Source organism: Pseudomonas sp. (assembly GCF_028293835.1).
Taxonomy (GTDB): Bacteria; Pseudomonadota; Gammaproteobacteria; order Pseudomonadales; family Pseudomonadaceae; genus Aquipseudomonas.
On sequence record NZ_JAQGNX010000067.1, the window covers coordinates 16,056 to 32,532 of the forward strand.

At 54.9% G+C, this 16,477-nt stretch carries 13 protein-coding genes, 3 tRNA genes and 1 pseudogene; 15 read left to right on the top strand and 2 right to left on the bottom strand.

Translation table 11 applies throughout. The features are described from left to right. Positions 1-283 precede the first annotated feature (283 nt). The 6 genes from JWR17_RS08065 (at position 284) to JWR17_RS08090 (ending at position 6,300) form a co-directional block, all read left to right on the top strand. Complete coding sequence (locus JWR17_RS08065; protein ID WP_299830070.1) at positions 284-1,378, top strand: ABC transporter ATP-binding protein; 1,095 nt, start codon at positions 284-286, stop codon at positions 1,376-1,378. Continuing rightward, positions 1,378-2,475: an ABC transporter ATP-binding protein gene (locus JWR17_RS08070; protein ID WP_299830072.1), complete on the top strand. Its 1,098-nt coding sequence runs from the start codon at positions 1,378-1,380 to the stop codon at positions 2,473-2,475. The genes JWR17_RS08065 and JWR17_RS08070 overlap by 1 nt, the downstream gene beginning before the upstream one ends. Further along, complete coding sequence (locus tag JWR17_RS08075) at positions 2,472-3,335, top strand: carbohydrate ABC transporter permease (protein ID WP_299830074.1); 864 nt, start codon at positions 2,472-2,474, stop codon at positions 3,333-3,335. Before JWR17_RS08070 ends, JWR17_RS08075 begins: the two co-directional genes overlap by 4 nt. 9 nt (positions 3,336-3,344) lie before the next feature. Continuing rightward, positions 3,345-4,145, top strand: a complete 801-nt coding sequence (locus JWR17_RS08080) for a carbohydrate ABC transporter permease (RefSeq protein ID WP_299830075.1) — start codon at positions 3,345-3,347, stop codon at positions 4,143-4,145. 11 nt (positions 4,146-4,156) lie between these two features. Continuing rightward, on the top strand, positions 4,157-4,429 hold the full coding sequence (locus JWR17_RS08085) for a DUF2160 domain-containing protein (protein ID WP_299830077.1): 273 nt from the start codon (positions 4,157-4,159) through the stop codon (positions 4,427-4,429). Positions 4,430-4,518: 89 nt separating this feature from the next. Then, positions 4,519-6,300, top strand: a complete 1,782-nt coding sequence (locus JWR17_RS08090; protein ID WP_299830079.1) for an ABC transporter substrate-binding protein — start codon at positions 4,519-4,521, stop codon at positions 6,298-6,300. Between the two features lie 128 nt (positions 6,301-6,428). Here JWR17_RS08090 and folD read toward each other — a convergent pair whose 3' ends face one another. Then, positions 6,429-7,283 carry a bifunctional methylenetetrahydrofolate dehydrogenase/methenyltetrahydrofolate cyclohydrolase FolD gene (folD, locus tag JWR17_RS08095; protein WP_299830080.1) on the bottom strand — a complete coding sequence of 285 codons (855 nt, stop codon included), beginning with the start codon at positions 7,281-7,283 and terminating at the stop codon, positions 6,429-6,431. Positions 7,284-7,563: 280 nt separating this feature from the next. Between folD and JWR17_RS08100 the strand changes: the two genes are divergently transcribed. From JWR17_RS08100 to JWR17_RS08110, 3 genes are all read left to right on the top strand, one after another. After that, positions 7,564-7,640, top strand: a tRNA-Arg gene (locus JWR17_RS08100). A gap of 48 nt (positions 7,641-7,688) precedes the next feature. Beyond that, a tRNA-His gene (locus JWR17_RS08105) sits at positions 7,689-7,764 on the top strand. Positions 7,765-7,819: 55 nt separating this feature from the next. Continuing rightward, positions 7,820-7,904 (top strand) — tRNA-Leu (locus JWR17_RS08110). Positions 7,905-8,043: 139 nt separating this feature from the next. Here the strand turns inward: JWR17_RS08110 and JWR17_RS08115 are convergent. After that, a pseudogene (locus JWR17_RS08115) lies at positions 8,044-8,235 on the bottom strand (HigA family addiction module antitoxin); the annotation flags it as partial. A gap of 638 nt (positions 8,236-8,873) precedes the next feature. On the opposite strand from JWR17_RS08115, the gene tig reads away from it, so the two are divergent. The 6 genes from tig to JWR17_RS08145 form a co-directional block, all read left to right on the top strand. Then, a complete protein-coding gene (gene tig / locus JWR17_RS08120) occupies positions 8,874-10,184 on the top strand; it encodes a trigger factor (RefSeq protein ID WP_299830082.1) in 1,311 nt (436 codons plus the stop codon). 91 nt (positions 10,185-10,275) lie between these two features. Beyond that, complete coding sequence (clpP, locus tag JWR17_RS08125) at positions 10,276-10,917, top strand: ATP-dependent Clp endopeptidase proteolytic subunit ClpP (RefSeq protein ID WP_297835915.1); 642 nt, start codon at positions 10,276-10,278, stop codon at positions 10,915-10,917. Positions 10,918-11,022: 105 nt separating this feature from the next. Continuing rightward, entirely contained in the window at positions 11,023-12,306 is a 1,284-nt protein-coding gene (clpX, locus tag JWR17_RS08130; RefSeq protein WP_299830085.1) for an ATP-dependent Clp protease ATP-binding subunit ClpX, read from the top strand. A 155-nt stretch (positions 12,307-12,461) separates the two neighbouring features. Further along, positions 12,462-14,858, top strand: coding sequence for an endopeptidase La (lon, locus tag JWR17_RS08135; RefSeq protein WP_299830087.1), 2,397 nt, complete (start codon positions 12,462-12,464; stop codon positions 14,856-14,858). Positions 14,859-14,999: 141 nt separating this feature from the next. Next, positions 15,000-15,272, top strand: a complete 273-nt coding sequence (locus tag JWR17_RS08140) for an HU family DNA-binding protein (RefSeq protein WP_002552737.1) — start codon at positions 15,000-15,002, stop codon at positions 15,270-15,272. Positions 15,273-15,502: 230 nt separating this feature from the next. Further along, positions 15,503-16,477: SurA N-terminal domain-containing protein (locus JWR17_RS08145; RefSeq protein ID WP_299830089.1), on the top strand; the 975-nt coding region annotated here is incomplete at its 3' end.

Consider the following 16,477-nt stretch of genomic DNA (forward strand, 5'->3'; position numbering starts at 1 on the left):
TGTTGTTTTGCCAGCGCGCATTGGGCATTTTCTGCTCTAAGCGTTCAACTAGTGTTGTTCAAAATTGTTCAAAGTCAAACCGAAAAATGTTCAATTGTTCATTGTTAGGTGGTCACTTAAGTTCGGTTGTGAATGTCACAACATTGCGATTTTTAAGTAACGGTATGATTTTCAATCGGTTAGAAAAAACCTCCCATGCCTCGGTCTGATTGGCACGAATGTCGCTATCCCAAGGCGGTGCACCATGTAATAACTCTTTACCTATAAAAATAGGGCACACCCCATGTCGTTAACGCTAGAGCGCGTTAGTCGCTCGGTCGAAGGCCAAATCTGGATCGACGACGCAAGCCTGAGCTTCGAAGCCGGGTCATTCAACGTGTTGCTGGGTCGCACGCTCTCGGGCAAAACCAGTTTGATGCGCTTGATGGCCGGTCTGGATAAACCTGATAGCGGCCGGATCCTGATGAACGGAGTCGACGTCACGCAGACCTCTGTGCGCAAGCGCAACGTGTCAATGGTTTATCAGCAATTCATCAATTATCCGACCATGAGCGTCTTCGACAACATTGCCTCGCCTTTGCGCCAGGCCGGCGTCTCTAAAGAGCTGATCCAGAGCAAAGTGCAGGAGACCGCGCGGATGTTGCGCATCGAAAAGTTCCTGTCGCGCTATCCCCTTGAACTGTCGGGTGGGCAACAGCAGCGAACAGCCATGGCGCGGGCGCTGGTCAAGGATGCCGAACTGATTCTGTTTGATGAACCCTTGGTCAACCTCGACTACAAGTTGCGTGAAGAACTGCGTCAGGAAATGCGCGAGTTATTCGAAGCGCGCCATACCATCGCCATCTATGCCACCACTGAACCCAACGAAGCGCTGGCCTTGGGTGGGACCACCACGGTGCTTCACGAAGGGCGGGTAATTCAAAGCGGTAGGACGCCCGAGGTCTATCACCAGCCGAAAACCGTGCTCGCCGCCGAGCTGTTTTCCGAACCACCGATTAATCTGATGCCGGGCCGTATCGACGGCAACGAAGTAAGTTTTGCCAACTTCGTGCACTTTCCGCTCAACGTCGATTTGCGTGCAATCGGCGACGGTGAATACCGTTTCGGTGTTCGTCCCAGCCACATCTGCCTGGTGCCGTCCAACGACGACGATCTGGAACTGGCAGTGACGGTGGAAGTGGCCGAGATCAGCGGTTCCGAAACCTTCTTGCACGTGCGAAACGAGCATTTTCTACTGGTCCTGCATTTACCGGGGGTGCATGAATACGACGTCGATGCACCGATCCGTATTTACATCCCGACGCATAAATTGTTCGTCTTCGATCAGCAAGGTCAGCTGATCCAGGCGCCCAGCCGCAGAATCGCGAGGGTTGCCTGATGGCCGAAATTCGCTTGCAGAAATTGGCTCATAGCTACAGCAGCCAGCCCAGCAGTCCTGACGACTACGCGATTCGTGAGTTGAACCACATTTGGGAGCAGGGCGGTGCTTACGCCTTGCTCGGGCCTTCGGGCTGCGGAAAATCGACCTTGCTCAATATCATTTCCGGGCTGCTGAGCCCGTCGGAAGGGCAGGTATTGTTCGACTCCAAGGTCGTCAATGACCTGACCCCCGAGAAGCGCAACATCGCTCAGGTTTTCCAGTTTCCGGTGGTCTACGACACCATGACGGTGTACGACAACCTGGCTTTCCCTCTGCGTAACCAAGGCATGGCCGAGGCGAAAATTCGTCTCAAGGTGCAGGAGATTGCCGAAGTCCTGGACCTGCAAGCGCTATTGAGCAAGAAAGCCCGCAACCTGACTGCCGACGAAAAGCAAAAAGTCTCCATGGGCCGCGGGCTGGTGCGGGACGATGTCTCGGCGATTCTGTTCGACGAGCCGCTGACCGTAATCGACCCGCATTTGAAATGGAAGCTGCGACGCAAGCTTAAGCAGATCCATGAGCAATTCAATATCACCATGGTCTACGTCACCCACGACCAACTGGAGGCGTCGACCTTCGCTGACAAGATCGCGGTGATGTACGGCGGGCAAATTGTGCAGTTCGGCACGCCTCGGGAATTGTTCGAACGACCGCGCCACACGTTCGTCGGTTATTTCATAGGCAGTCCCGGTATGAACCTGATCAGCGTTCAGCCTCAGGCTGGAGGCGTGGGCTTCGGTGATGTTCATTTGCCGCTATCTGAAGCGCTGCAACAGCAGATCGCCGAGGCAAAATGGACAAGCCTGAAAATCGGTATTCGCCCGGAGTTCGTGCACGTCTGGGAGGGCCCTTTCGATGACGCGCTGTGCGCCGACGTTTCCCACGTTGAAGACCTTGGAACCTACAAGATCCTGACCTTGAGCCTGGCAGGACAGATGCTCAAAGTTCGCATCCAGGAAGATAAGCCGGTACCGGAGAATCAGGCCTGGATCAGTTTCCCCAGCCAATGGCTGATGGTCTATGCCGACGACTACTTGCTGGAGGTCACTCCATGAACAAGGTCCAGAACAACAAGGCCTGGTGGCTGGTACTTCCGGTGTTTCTGCTGGTGGCGTTCAGCGCGATTATTCCGATGATGACCGTGGTCAACTACTCGGTGCAGGACATTTTCGACCTGTCGAGTCGTTATTTCGTCGGGGCCGACTGGTTCAGGCAAGTGCTGCAAGACCCACGGCTGCATGACTCGCTGCTGCGACAGTTCATTTATTCGTTCTGCGTGCTGCTGATTGAAATCCCGTTGGGCATCGGCATTGCCCTGACCATGCCGACCAAAGGTCGCTGGTCATCGTTGTGCCTGATTGTGATGACCATTCCGTTGCTGATTCCGTGGAATGTGGTGGGGACTATCTGGCAGATTTTTGGTCGCGGTGATATCGGGCTGATGGGCTGGACCCTGAACAAGATCGGCATGAATTACAACTATGCGGCCAACGCATCGGACGCTTGGGCGACCGTGCTGATCATTGATGTCTGGCACTGGACTTCGCTGGTGGCGCTGTTGTGCTACTCCGGTTTGCGCGCCATCCCGGACGTGTACTACCAAGCCGCGCGTATTGATCGGGCGTCAGGCTGGGCGGTGTTCCGACATATACAGTTGCCGAAGATGAAGAGTGTCCTGCTGATCGCCGTGATGCTGCGCTTCATGGACAGTTTCATGATCTACACCGAGCCGTTCGTGCTCACCGGCGGCGGTCCGGGCAACTCCACTACTTTCCTCAGCCAGACCTTGACCACCATGGCCCTGGGTCAATTCGATCTGGGCCCGGCGGCGGCGTTCTCGCTGGTGTATTTCCTGATCATTTTGTTGGTGTCGTGGCTGTTTTATACCGCCATGACTCACGGCGAAAAGAACTGAGGAGCGGCGATGAAACTGCGCAAAGTCGTGCCGTTATGGATCTATATTTTGTTCCTGCTAGTGCCGATTTACTGGCTGATAAATATGTCGTTCAAGACCAATACCGAGATTCTCGGTGGTTTGACCTTGTGGCCCCAGGACTTCACGGTGGCCAACTACCATATGATCTTCACCGATCCCAGTTGGTATAACGGCTATCTCAACTCGTTGTATTACGTGTGCCTCAACACCGTGATTTCCCTGAGTGTGGCGTTGCCGGCAGCCTATGCCTTTTCCCGCTATCGCTTCCTCGGTGACAAGCACCTGTTCTTCTGGCTATTGACCAACCGCATGGCCCCTCCGGCAGTGTTTCTGCTGCCGTTCTTCCAGTTGTATTCATCGATCGGTCTGTTTGACACAACCCTGGCGGTCGCCTTGGCCCACTGTCTGTTCAACGTACCGTTGGCGGTCTGGATTCTGGAAGGCTTTATGTCCGGCGTGCCCAAGGAAATTGACGAAACGGCGTACATCGACGGCTATAACTTCCCCAAATTCTTCATAAAGATCTTCATTCCTTTGATTGGCTCCGGGATCGGCGTGACGGCGTTCTTCTGTTTTATGTTTTCGTGGGTCGAGTTGTTGTTGGCACGAACACTGACCTCGGTGAACGCCAAGCCCATTGCGGCGGTAATGACGCGAACCGTGTCAGCGTCGGGGATCGATTGGGGGGTACTGGCAGCGGCGGGGGTGTTAACCATTCTGCCCGGCATGCTGGTGATCTGGTTCGTTCGTAATCATGTGGCCAAGGGCTTTGCCTTGGGCCGGGTTTGAGGAGCTAAGACATGGAATGGATGGCCTGGACTTCCCTGACCGCTACGTTTTTCGTTTGCATCGGTGTGCTGCTGGCTTGCATGACGGTGTGGGAATTGCGCTCGCCGAGTATCGCGCGCCGTGGGTTTTTGCCGATTGCCACCAGCCGTGGCGATCGTTTGTTTATCGGTCTTCTCGGAAGCGCCTTTCTGCATTTATTGGTCATCGGCGCGACTGACTGGAGCATCTGGGTCGCTTCGCTTCTGTCCCTGGTGTGGCTGTTGCTGTTGATGCGTTGGGGTTGACGGATGGATGTTCGCGGGCAGTGCAGGCGACTTGATCGGTAGGTCCCGTAAGAATCTGGCGACGTTGGAATCAAAATTTGGAGGTGTCTATGTTCAACAAAAACAACAAACTGCGACATAGCGTGACGCTGGCTTCGTTGCTGGCGCTTAGCGGCTTGAGTATGTCGGCCTGGGCGGATGCTTATGAAGATGCCGCCAAGAAATGGATCGGCGATGAGTTCAAGCCGTCGACCCTGACCCCCGAGCAACAGCTCGCCGAGTTGAAATGGTTCATCAAGACGGCCGAACCGTTTCGTGGCATGAACATCAAGGTGGTGTCGGAATCGTTGACGACTCATAAATATGAGTCGGAGGTGCTGGCCAAGGCGTTCACTGAGATCACGGGAATCAAGATCACCCATGATGTGATGCAAGAGGGGGATGTCATCGAAAAGTTGCAAACCTCGCTGCAGTCCAACGAGCCCAGCATCTACGACGGTTGGGTCAACGACTCCGATTTGATCGGTACGCACTTTCGTTACAGCAAAACAGAAGCCTTGACCGACCTGATGGCCAACGAGGGCAAGGCCTATACTTCGCCGACCCTGGACGTCAAAGACTTCATCGGCACTTCGTTCACCACGGCACCGGATGGCAAGCTGTATCAGTTGCCTGATCAACAATTTGCCAACCTGTACTGGTTTCGGGCCGACTGGTTCGAGCGCCCGGACCTGAAGAAAAGGTTCAAGGACAAATACGGCTATGAGCTGGGCGTGCCGGTGAACTGGTCGGCCTATGAAGATATTGCTGAATTCTTCAGCAACGACGTCAAGGAAATCGACGGCAAGAAGGTCTACGGCCACATGGACTACGGCAAAAAAGACCCATCCCTGGGCTGGCGCTTCACCGATGCCTGGTTCTCAATGGCGGGCAGTGGCGACAAAGGTCTACCTAACGGCAAGCCGGTGGATGAGTGGGGGATTCGGGTAGAGGGTTGTCACCCGGCCGGTTCGAGCATTACCCGCGGCGGCGATACCAACGGCCCGGCGGCGGTGTATGCCACGCAGAAATATATCGACTGGCTCAAGGCTTATGCACCGCCCGCAGCGGCCGGCATGACCTTCTCTGAAGCCGGTCCGGTTCCGGCGCAAGGCAACGTTGCGCAGCAGATCTTTTGGTACACAGCCTTTACCGCCGACATGACCAAGCCAGGGCCTGTTGTGAACGCCGATGGCACGCCAAAATGGCGGATGGCGCCTTCGCCTAAAGGTCCGTATTGGAAAGAAGGCATGAAACTGGGTTATCAGGATGTGGGTTCATGGACTTTCCTGAAATCCACGCCCGAGAAACAAAAACTCGCGGCTTGGTTGTACGCGCAGTTCGTGACCTCGAAAACCGTGTCCCTGAAGAAGACTATCGTCGGCCTGACGCCCATTCGTGAGTCGGACATCAACTCTCAGGCCATGACCGACCTGGCGCCGAAGCTCGGTGGCCTGGTGGAGTTCTACCGCAGCCCGGCCCGTGTGCAATGGACGCCCACCGGCACCAACGTGCCGGACTATCCGAAGCTGGCTCAACTCTGGTGGCCACATGTGGCTGAAGCGGTGACCGGTGAGAAAACCGCGCAGCAGGCACTGGATGGCCTGGCCAAGGATCAGGATGACCTGATGACTCGCATCGAGCGTTCCAAAGTGCAGGACGCCAGTGGTTGCGGGCCGAAAATGAACCCGATTACCACGGCGGAAGAGTGGTACAAAAAAGGCGAAGCCGCAGGCGGCACTGCTCCACAACGCAAGCTGGCCAACGAGAAACCGAAAGGCGAAACGATTGGCTACAACGAGTTGCTGAAATCCTGGAAGGACGCCAGTACTTTGAAGGCTGCGGCTAAGTAAGCGGCGCTGAAAACAAAAACGGCACCCCGGAGGTGCCGTTTTTCATTCGCGCACTATGCAGATCATCTGTAGAAGCCAACTTGTTGGCGAAGCGGCCAAACACATTGGCTCCCACGGGGAATTGCGATTCAGACGTGTAAAGTCTCCGCCGCATACAACGTGTTTTCCAGCAAACACGCCCGGGTCATCGGACCGACGCCGCCGGGAACCGGAGTAATCCAGCCAGCGCGGGGCAGGGCGGTTTCGTACACCACGTCGCCCACCAGCTTGCCGTCTTCCTGGCGGTTGATGCCGACGTCGATCACGATTGCGCCTTCCTTGATCCATTCGCCCTTGACCAGGCCTGGTTTGCCGGCCGCAACCACCACCAGATCGGCGCGACCCACATGGCCCGCCAGATCCCGGGTGAAGCGGTGGGTGACGGTGACGGTGCAACCGGCCAGCAACAATTCCATCGCCATGGGGCGACCGACGATGTTCGACGCGCCCACGACCACGGCGTCCAGCCCGTACAGATCTACCCCGGTGCTTTCCAGCAGGATAATGATGCCTTTGGGCGTACAAGGACGCAGCAGCGGAATACGCTGGGCCAGGCGCCCCACGTTATAGGGATGGAAACCATCGACGTCTTTGTCCGGGCGAATACGCTCCAGCAGCCTGGAGGCATCGAGGTGCGCTGGCAGTGGTAACTGCAACAGCACGCCGTCGATGCTGTCATCACCGTTGAGCCGATCGATCAGAGCGGTGAGCTCTTCCTGAGTGGTATAGGCCGGCAGGTCATAGGCTTGCGAAAGAAAGCCGACCTCTTCGCAATCTTTGCGCTTGTGTGAGACATAAACCTGAGAGGCGGGGTCGCTGCCTACCAGAATCACCGCCAGGCCCGGCGTACGCAGGCCCTGCTGATGACGCTCGTCGACACGTTTGGCGATCTGCTGGCGCAGATTGGCCGCGATCGCTTTGCCGTCTATTAGTTTTGCAGTCATTACGCGTGATTAACCATCGAAAGGGATTGAAAAAGAGCGCCCATTCTCGCATGACATCGCTCAAGGGCAAAGGCGCTTGGTAGGCAGATTCCCCTAAGCCCTTTATCTAGCTGAATTTTTTTCGAAAAAGAGTTGACGACCTTCGGGGCCGTCTATAAGATTCGTCGCACTTGTCGGGCAGAGCCTAGCACTGGTTAAGAAAGTCAGGCAGAGTGTTTGGTTCGCTCAGCGTGACTGAAAACCCTTAATTTGTAGTCGGTAATAAATACAGATTAAATAAGTGCCCGTAGCTCAGTTGGATAGAGCATCCGCCTTCTAAGCGGATGGTCGCAGGTTCGAGTCCTGCCGGGTGCGCCATTCAGGCAACTTTGGCACAAGTAAGCGTTGTATCGGTCACGCTATATGGTGGGCGTAGCTCAGTTGGTAGAGCACGGGATTGTGACTCCCGTTGTCGAGGGTTCGATCCCCTTCGTCCACCCCATATTAGAAAAGGCGCCAGATCTAAACGTCTGGCGTCTTTGCTTTAAAAGTTTGACGCGGATGTGGTGGAATTGGTAGACACACTGGATTTAGGTTCCAGCGCCGCAAGGTGTGAGAGTTCGAGTCTCTCCGTCCGCACCAAATGTACTTATGTGGGGTTCCAGTAACGTCCACGTAAGCCAAGAGACAGGCCGCCTAAAGCGGCCTTTTTCTTGTCTGAAATCTCACTGTTTCCCACCGCCCCCTTAGCTTCGGCTGACAATTTCAGGGCGGACTGCGCTCAGGCGCAGCACTTTAATAAGTGAACCTCTCTGGCGATCTCGTCACCCTTTTCAATCTCTGCTTTGCGCAGATCGTAGGAAGCCTGGATGTTAAGCCAGAACTGCGCGGTGGTGCCAAGCGCCGCTGCCAGACGAAGAGCTACATCTGCGCTGATATTTCTCCGTTCGCGAACGATGGACGGAGAGGCTACAGATGAAGAAGCACCGCCAAGGGAGTTCGTGATTGTTCGGCGATTCACCGAGCCAGGCATCGTTTATAGCCACTGACAGTACGATTGTGTACGATGCGCGCCGGGCCGGCTTGGCGAAAATGGTCCCGCGCCTGCTGTTTCAGGCAGCGCTAAGTTCATTGGAGAAGGGTTCGATTCGTCGGGCCTTATGCAGCAAGGGTTTCAGCGTTTAGCTAGGTTCCCTCTGTCCGCACCAAATACAGCTTTGCGAATGATGTATTCGCAAGGAAAAAGAAGCCGCCTAGTGCGGTTTTTTTGTATCAGCATATTGGGTTTATCCCTGGCGTTGGCTGCTCAGGTTGTTTTTTCTGCCGCCAGGCATGTTTTTTGGCAAGCGGTTTTGGTGGGGTTGCGGATAGTCGCGAGTCGGGGGTTTCCTGCTTATTTATATGAGACAGGGCGGCGCCAGACGCTTCGCCTGCAGGCCCACCTCAGCTGTTCACAAGGATCGTCGTCGATCCCTCGCGCCGGTTGCATTTCACGCCGTTTATTTACCCTTTTTCCGTAGGGTGACTTCTTGAGTTTGACCCACTAGAATGCATGCCCTTGATTCTGGGGTCGGAAACGGCCGGCTAACGTTTGTGCAACGAGGAATATCCATGCAAGTTTCTGTTGAAAATACTACTGCTCTTGAGCGCCGCATGACCATTGGCGTGCCTGCCGAACGCATCGAGACTGAAGTCAACAAGCGTCTGCAACAAGCGGCCCGTAGTGCCAAGATCCCAGGCTTCCGTCCTGGTAAAGTACCTATGAGCGTTATCCGTCAGCGTTATGAAGACGGCGCCCGTCAGGAAGCCTTGAGCGAACTGATCCAGGCAACTTTTTACGAAGCAGTGGTTGAGCAGAAGCTGAACCCGGCTGGCGCACCGTCTGTCGAGCCTAAAACCTTCGAAAAAGGTAAAGACCTGGAATACGTGGCTACTTTTGAAGTATTCCCGGAATTCACGGTTGCAGGCTTCGATTCCATCGCTGTCGAGCGTCTGAGTGCCGACGTGGCTGACGCGGATCTGGACAAAATGCTGGAAATCCTGCGTAAGCAGAATGTTCGTTATGAAGTCGTTGAGCGTGTTGCCCAGAACGACGATCAACTGAGCATCGATTTCGTGGGCAAGGTTGACGGCGAAGTATTCGCTGGCGGCTCGGCCACTGGTACCCAGTTGGTATTGGGTTCCGGTCGTATGATCCCTGGCTTTGAAGAGGCCCTGGTTGGCGCTAAAGCCGGCGAAGAGCGCGTTCTGAACCTGACCTTCCCGGAAAACTACCAGAACCTTGATCTGGCTAACAAAGCAGTCGAGTTCACTGTAACCGTCAACACCGTCTCCGAGCCTAAACTGCCTGAGCTGAACGAAGAATTCTTCACTCAGTTCGGTATCAAGGAAACGGGCGTCGAAGGCTTCCGCACCGAAGTTCGCAAGAACATGGAGCGTGAACTGCGTCAGGCGATCAAATCCAAGGTCAAGAATCAGGTAATGGACGGTTTGCTGACTTCCAACCCGATCGACGTGCCTAAAGCGTTGCTCGACAACGAAGTCAATCGTCTGCGTGTGCAGGCTGTTCAACAGTTCGGCGGCAACATCAAGCCTGACCAACTGCCGGCAGAGCTGTTCACCGAGCAAGCCAAGCGCCGTGTAGAGCTGGGCCTGATCGTTTCTGAAGTGGTCAAGCAGTTCGACCTCAAGCCTGACGACGCCCGCGTTCGTTCAATGATTCAGGAAATGGCATCGGCTTACCAAGAGCCTGAGCAGGTCGTGTCCTGGTACTACAAGAACGAAGAGCAACTGAACGAGGTTCGTTCGGTTGTGCTGGAAGAGCAAGTTGTGGATACTGTTTTGCAGAAAGCTAGCGTGACCGACAAATCGGTCTCCTACGAAGAAGCTGTCAAGCCGGTTGAAGCACCACAAGCCGACTGATTTCATCTTTCGTTCGAAAACACCCATAAGCCAGCCTTCGCGCTGGCTTATGTGTATTCAAGAAATGACTATTTGGGAGTGAATGCAGGACATGTCCCGCAATTCTTATATTCAGCAGAACTCTGACATCCAAGCCGCTGGCGGCCTGGTCCCGATGGTTATCGAGCAGTCCGCCCGTGGCGAACGCGCCTATGACATCTATTCGCGTCTTCTCAAGGAGCGGGTGATCTTTCTGGTAGGTCCGGTAGAAGACTACATGGCCAACCTGATCGCCGCGCAGCTGCTGTTCCTTGAAGCCGAGAATCCGGACAAGGACATCCATCTTTATATCAACTCACCAGGCGGTTCGGTGACTGCAGGTATGTCGATCTACGACACCATGCAGTTCATCAAGCCAGACGTGTCGACCATTTGCATCGGTCAGGCTTGCAGCATGGGTGCCTTGCTGTTGGCGGGTGGCGCCGCTAAAAAGCGCTACTGCCTGCCGAATTCGCGGATGATGATTCACCAGCCGTTGGGCGGCTTTCAGGGGCAGGCGTCGGATATCGACATCCATGCCAAGGAAATCCTGTCCATTCGTGCGCGCCTGAATGAAATTCTGGCTCACCACACCGGGCAATCGATTGAGACGATCGAGCAAGACACCAATCGCGACAACTTCATGAGCGCCGAACGCGCTGCTGAATATGGTCTGATCGATCAGGTACTTACTCAGCGTCAAATGGCTAAGTAAGCAGCCCAATCGTGGGTGGTCGGAAATACTGACCACCTGCGGACTTGAAAAAGCCCGCAATAGCCTTCATCTTGTGTTGCAAGCCTACCGGATTGGATCGATCGAATGACTGACACTCGCAACGGCGAGGACAACGGCAAGCTGCTCTATTGCTCCTTCTGTGGCAAAAGCCAGCATGAAGTGCGCAAATTGATTGCCGGCCCCTCTGTTTTTATCTGTGACGAATGCGTCGACCTGTGCAATGACATCATCCGAGAGGAGGTGCAAGAAGCCCAGGCTGAAAGCAGCGCGCACAAATTACCATCGCCGAAAGAAATCAGCGGCATTCTTGATCAGTATGTGATTGGTCAAGAGCGTGCGAAAAAGGTTTTGGCAGTAGCGGTGTACAACCACTACAAGCGCCTGAATCAGCGTGACAAAAAGAATGATGATGTTGAACTGGGTAAAAGTAACATCCTGCTGATCGGCCCTACGGGTTCCGGCAAGACGTTGCTCGCCGAAACACTGGCGCGTTTGCTCAATGTACCGTTCACCATCGCCGACGCCACCACCTTGACCGAAGCCGGTTATGTGGGTGAAGACGTGGAAAACATCATTCAGAAGCTGTTGCAGAAATGTGATTACGACGTAGAAAAGGCCCAGATGGGTATTGTCTACATCGATGAAATCGACAAGATTTCGCGCAAATCCGACAACCCTTCGATTACGCGTGACGTTTCTGGCGAAGGCGTGCAACAAGCCCTGCTGAAATTGATCGAAGGCACCGTGGCTTCTGTTCCTCCCCAGGGCGGGCGCAAGCACCCACAGCAGGAATTCCTGCAAGTGGACACGCGTAACATCCTGTTTATCTGCGGTGGCGCCTTCTCGGGCCTCGAAAAGGTTATTCAGAGCCGTTCTACTCGCGGTGGCATCGGTTTCAACGCCGAAGTTCGCAGCAAGGAAGAGGGTAAGAAGGTCGGCGAGTCGCTGCGTGAAGTCGAGCCTGACGATTTGGTCAAGTTCGGTCTGATCCCGGAATTCGTGGGTCGTCTGCCAGTTCTGGCCACGTTGGACGAACTGGATGAGGCTGCGCTGATGCAGATCCTCACCGAGCCGAAAAACGCACTGACCAAGCAATATGCAAAACTGTTTGAAATGGAAGGCGTGGACCTAGAGTTCCGTGCTGACGCGTTGAAATCCATCGCCAAACGTGCGCTTGAGCGCAAAACCGGCGCTCGGGGTCTTCGCTCCATTCTTGAAGGCGTTCTGCTCGACACCATGTATGAGATCCCTTCGCAATCCGAAGTGAGCAAGGTGGTGATCGATGAAAGCGTCATCGAGGGCACGTCCAAACCGTTGTTGATCTACGAAAACAAAGAGCCGGCTGCCAAGGCGGCTCCAGACGCATAAGTGAAACTGCTGCACGCGTATGTGTTGAAAGGGGGCCTTCGGGCCCCTTTTTCTTTATCTGCGCCAAAGCTTGTTTTTTTGGGGATCTACCCCCATCTTGGTTCCAAGCTTAATTCCATCTGTCCGCGGCCTATGGCCGCCGTAGGGGCGAAATCATGAAGACAACCATCGAATTGCCTCTCTTGCCATTGCGCGATGTTGTGGTTTATCCGCACATGGTCATCCCACTGTTTGTGGGGCGTGAGAAGTCTATCGAAGCCCTTGAGGCAGCGATGACCGGTGACAAGCAAATCCTCCTGCTTGCCCAAAGAAATCCCGCAGACGACGATCCAGGTGAAGAGGCCCTTTATAGCGTCGGCACTGTTGCAACGGTATTGCAATTGCTCAAGCTGCCTGACGGCACCGTCAAGGTACTGGTCGAAGGCGAGCAGCGCGGCACTGTCGAACGCTTCATTGAAGTCGATGGTCACTGCCGTGCTGAAGTTACCCTGATCGACGAAGTCGATGCGCCAGACCGCGAATCCGAAGTGTTTGTGCGTAGCCTGTTGGCTCAGTTCGAACAATATGTGCAATTGGGCAAAAAGGTTCCGGCTGAAGTCCTGTCTTCGTTAAACAGCATCGATGAGCCTGGGCGTCTGGTTGACACCATGGCTGCCCACATGGCGCTGAAGATCGAGCAGAAGCAGGAAATCCTTGAAATCGTTGACCTGTCTGCACGGGTCGAACACGTGCTGGCGCTGCTGGATGCCGAGATTGACCTGTTGCAGGTCGAGAAACGCATCCGGGGTCGCGTCAAGAAGCAGATGGAGCGCAGCCAGCGCGAGTACTACCTGAATGAGCAGATGAAGGCCATTCAGAAAGAACTGGGCGACAGCGACGAAAGCCACAACGAAATTGAAGACCTGAAAAAACGTATCGATGCGGCCGGTTTGCCCAAGGACGCCCTGACCAAAGCCCTGGCTGAGCTGAACAAGCTCAAGCAGATGTCGCCGATGTCGGCTGAAGCCACGGTGGTTCGTTCCTACATCGACTGGTTGGTGCAGGTGCCGTGGAAGGCTCAGAGCAAAGTGCGTCTGGACCTGGTCCGTGCGGAAGACATTCTGGATGCAGACCATTACGGTCTGGATGAAGTCAAAGAACGCATTCTCGAATACCTCGCTGTGCAAAAGCGCGTGAAGAAAATCCGCGGTCCGGTGTTGTGTCTGGTAGGACCGCCGGGTGTGGGTAAAACCTCCCTTGCCGAGTCCATTGCCCATGCGACAAATCGCAAATTCGTGCGCATGGCCTTGGGCGGTGTGCGGGATGAGGCGGAAATTCGTGGCCATCGCCGGACGTATATCGGTTCGATGCCAGGAAGATTGATACAAAAGATGACAAAAGTGGGGGTTCGCAACCCGCTGTTCTTGCTTGATGAAATCGACAAGATGGGCAGCGACATGCGCGGTGATCCGGCGTCGGCGTTGCTTGAGGTGCTGGACCCGGAGCAAAACCACGCGTTCAACGACCATTACCTGGAAGTCGATTACGACCTTTCCGATGTGATGTTCCTGTGCACCGCGAACTCGATGAATATTCCTGCGGCGCTGCTGGACCGGATGGAAGTCATCCGTCTGCCTGGCTACACCGAAGATGAAAAAATTAACATTGCAGTCAAGTACTTATCGCCAAAACAGATTCAAGCCAACGGCCTGAAAAAGGGCGAAATCGAATTTGACGAAGAAGCGATTCGCGACATTGTCCGTTACTACACCCGTGAGGCGGGCGTGCGTAGCCTGGAGCGTCAGATTGCCAAAATCTGCCGTAAAGCGGTTAAAGAACACGCGCTGGAAAAACGCTTCTCTATCCGCGTAACGGCCGAAATGCTTGAGGATTTCCTCGGTGTTCGCAAATTCCGCTACGGTTTGGCCGAGCAACAGGATCAGATTGGCCAGGTAACCGGCCTGGCATGGACTCAGGTTGGCGGAGAATTGCTGACCATTGAGGCAGCTGTCGTTCCGGGCAAGGGTCAGTTGATCAAGACCGGTTCATTGGGCGACGTAATGGTTGAATCCATCACGGCTGCACTGACTGTTGTACGCAGTCGTGCCAAAAGCCTGGGAATCCCTCTGGACTTCCATGAGAAGCGCGACACGCATATCCACATGCCAGAGGGCGCCACGCCTAAAGATGGCCCTAGCGCAGGCGTAGGCATGTGCACGGCCCTTGTTTCAGCGCTGACACAGATACCGGTGCGGGCTGACGTGGCGATGACCGGTGAAATAACCCTGCGGGGGCAGGTTTTGGCCATCGGTGGTTTGAAGGAAAAACTGCTCGCGGCACACCGTGGCGGGATCAAAACGGTGATCATTCCGGAAGAGAACGTACGGGACTTGAAAGAAATTCCGGACAACATCAAGCGGGACTTGCAGATTAAACCGGTTAAATGGATTGACGAGGTCCTGCAAATTGCGCTGCAATACGCGCCACAGCCCTTGCCGGATGTGGCTCCCGAACTGGTAGCCAAGGACGAAAAACGCGAGTCTGACGCTAAGGAAAGAATTAGCACGCATTAGTCTGCATGGCCTTCCTTGACAGCTTTTTAGAGCCCTTGTTATAAAGCGGCTCTTAAAGTGTCTGTAGGCCATTCAGCACTCGTTTTGCTTAACACCAAAAAACTTAGAAACATACTCAATATAGATATAAGGGGACTTAGAGTGAACAAGTCGGAACTGATTGATGCTATCGCTGCATCTGCTGATATCCCGAAAGCTGCTGCTGGCCGTGCGCTGGACGCAGTGATCGAATCCGTCACTGGCGCTCTGAAGGCTGGCGACTCTGTTGTACTGGTAGGTTTCGGTACTTTCTCCGTTACAGATCGTCCTGCTCGTATCGGTCGCAACCCTCAGACCGGTAAGACGCTGGAAATCGCTGCAGCCAAAAAACCAGGTTTCAAAGCTGGCAAAGCACTGAAAGAAGCTGTCAACTAAGTTTCTTCCGAGCCTTTGCCCATCCAGGCCAGGGTCATTCCTGTCCTGGCTGCGGAGCGGTAGGTCGAACGGCCAACAGGTCGATGCACCAACCGGGGGTCGCGGATTCGAGCCCCGACCGCTCCGCCAGTAACGAGAAGGCGCATCCTCGGATGCGCCTTTCTTCTATCCGGATTCTACCCACGCCTCGCGGTTGGTTTAATTCAGTACAACCGTTTCTGGGGGACGCAATGCTGCAGAATATCAGGGACAACTCCCAAGGCTGGATCGCCAAGACGATCATCGGCGTCATCATGGCATTGATGGCCTTGACCGGTTTCGACGCGCTTTTCCGCGCCACCAGCACCAGTCAGGATGCTGCCAAGGTCAACGGTGAAGAGATCACGACAAACGAGCTGAGCCAGGCGGTTGAAATGCAACGCCGGCAGCTCGCTCAGCAGTTGGGCAAGGATTTCGATCCTGCACTGCTGGACGAAAAAATGCTGCATGACTCGGCTTTGAAAGGCCTGGTCGATCGCAAACTGTTGCTGCAAGGCGCCGCCGACGCCAAGTTCGGTTTCTCGGAAGCCGCGCTGGACCAGCAGATTTTGCAGACGCCTGAATTCCAGGTCGACGGCAAATTCAGCGCTGATCGTTTCGATCAGGTGATTCGCCAGTTGGGTTTCAGCCGTTTGCAATTCCGCCAGATGATGGCTCAGGAAATGCTGATCGGTCAGGTGCGCGCCGGTCTGGCGGGCAGCAGTTTCGTGACCGACGCTCAGGTTGATGCGTTCGCCCGTCTGGAAAAACAGACCCGCGATTTCGCCACCCTGACGCTCACCGCTGACGTTGCTTCGGCGAAGGTCAGTGATGACGAGATCAAGGCTCACTACGACGAACACGCCAAAGAATTCATGAGCCCCGAGCAGGTGGTCCTGGACTTCATCGAATTGAAGAAATCGACCTTCTTCGATCAGGTTCAAGTCAAGGATGCCGATTTGCAGGCGGCTTATCAAAAGGAAATCGGCAACCTGGCCGAGCAGCGTCGTGCCGCGCACATTCTGATCGAAGTGAACGACAAGGTGAGCGATGCCCAGGCCAAGTCGAAGGTCCTGGAGATTCAATCGCGCCTGGCCAAAGGTGAGGATTTTGCGGCCCTGGCCAAGGAGCTCTCTCAGGATCCGGGTTCGGCCACTAAAGGCGGTGACCTGGGTTACGCGGGCCAG

Bases quoted from the DNA above. Each gene is read 5' to 3' on its own strand.
- JWR17_RS08085 (WP_299830077.1), top strand. From the start codon at position 4,157: ATGGAATGGATGGCCTGGACTTCCCTGACCGCTACGTTTTTCGTTTGC.
- lon (WP_299830087.1), top strand. From the start codon at position 12,462: ATGAAGACAACCATCGAATTGCCTCTCTTGCCATTGCGCGATGTTGTG.
- folD (WP_299830080.1), bottom strand. From the start codon at position 7,283: ATGACTGCAAAACTAATAGACGGCAAAGCGATCGCGGCCAATCTGCGC.
- JWR17_RS08090 (WP_299830079.1), top strand. From the start codon at position 4,519: ATGTTCAACAAAAACAACAAACTGCGACATAGCGTGACGCTGGCTTCG.
- tig (WP_299830082.1), top strand. From the start codon at position 8,874: ATGCAAGTTTCTGTTGAAAATACTACTGCTCTTGAGCGCCGCATGACC.
- JWR17_RS08080 (WP_299830075.1), top strand. From the start codon at position 3,345: ATGAAACTGCGCAAAGTCGTGCCGTTATGGATCTATATTTTGTTCCTG.
- clpP (WP_297835915.1), top strand. From the start codon at position 10,276: ATGTCCCGCAATTCTTATATTCAGCAGAACTCTGACATCCAAGCCGCT.
- JWR17_RS08070 (WP_299830072.1), top strand. From the start codon at position 1,378: ATGGCCGAAATTCGCTTGCAGAAATTGGCTCATAGCTACAGCAGCCAG.
- JWR17_RS08075 (WP_299830074.1), top strand. From the start codon at position 2,472: ATGAACAAGGTCCAGAACAACAAGGCCTGGTGGCTGGTACTTCCGGTG.
- clpX (WP_299830085.1), top strand. From the start codon at position 11,023: ATGACTGACACTCGCAACGGCGAGGACAACGGCAAGCTGCTCTATTGC.
- JWR17_RS08065 (WP_299830070.1), top strand. From the start codon at position 284: ATGTCGTTAACGCTAGAGCGCGTTAGTCGCTCGGTCGAAGGCCAAATC.